The organism is Pedococcus sp. P1_H8 (assembly GCF_056405175.1).
In genome coordinates, this window is record NZ_JBFUCP010000057.1 from 1 (window position 1) to 626 (window position 626).

The 626-nt window shown below is 69.2% G+C and carries 1 protein-coding gene; it reads right to left on the reverse strand.

Annotated features, from left to right (window positions below):
• Nucleotides 1–20: 20 nt before the first annotated feature.
• On the reverse strand, nucleotides 21–626 hold a 606-nt coding region (locus tag AC1DYG_RS18795; protein WP_477641390.1), incomplete at its 5' end, for an endolytic transglycosylase MltG.

Below are 626 nucleotides of genomic sequence, written 5' to 3' on the forward strand. Positions count from 1 at the left end.
TCCCCACCTCGGATGTCGAATCAGCGACCACTGTCGAGAATCCCACTGCCCTGGGCCTTCACGATGTTCGCCAGGTGCTCGTCGTAGCCCTTGGTGAACAGCGTGGTGCCCTGCTTGTCGATGGTCACGAAGTACAGCCAGTCCCCCGCGGGCGCGGTCTCGACGGCCTGCACCGCGGCGATGCTCGGCGAGGAGATCGGCGTGGCGGGCAGCCCGTCCTTGGCGTACGTGTTCCACGGGGTGACCCGCGCGCGGTCGGCGTCGGTGGTCGCGACCTCGGTCGTGTCGAGGGCGTAGTTGACCGTGGAGTCGAACTCGAGTTTCTGCGGCTCCGCGAGCCGGTTGATGATCACCCGGGCCACCTTGCCGAAGTCCTCGGGCAGCGACTCACGCTCGACGAGCGATGCGGCGATGAGGACCTGGTACGGCTGCAGCGCGACCGCGGCACCGGCCGTCCTGATGCCGGTGGACTCGTACTTCTCGGCGCTCCCGCTGACCAGGGTCTGCAGGATCTCGGTCGCGCTGCCGGTGGGGTCGAAGTCCCAGCTGCCGGCGGCGATCAGGCCCTCGAGCTGCCGGTTACGGTCCGGCACGTCGCGGACCTGCGACGCCGCCCAGTCCGGCAC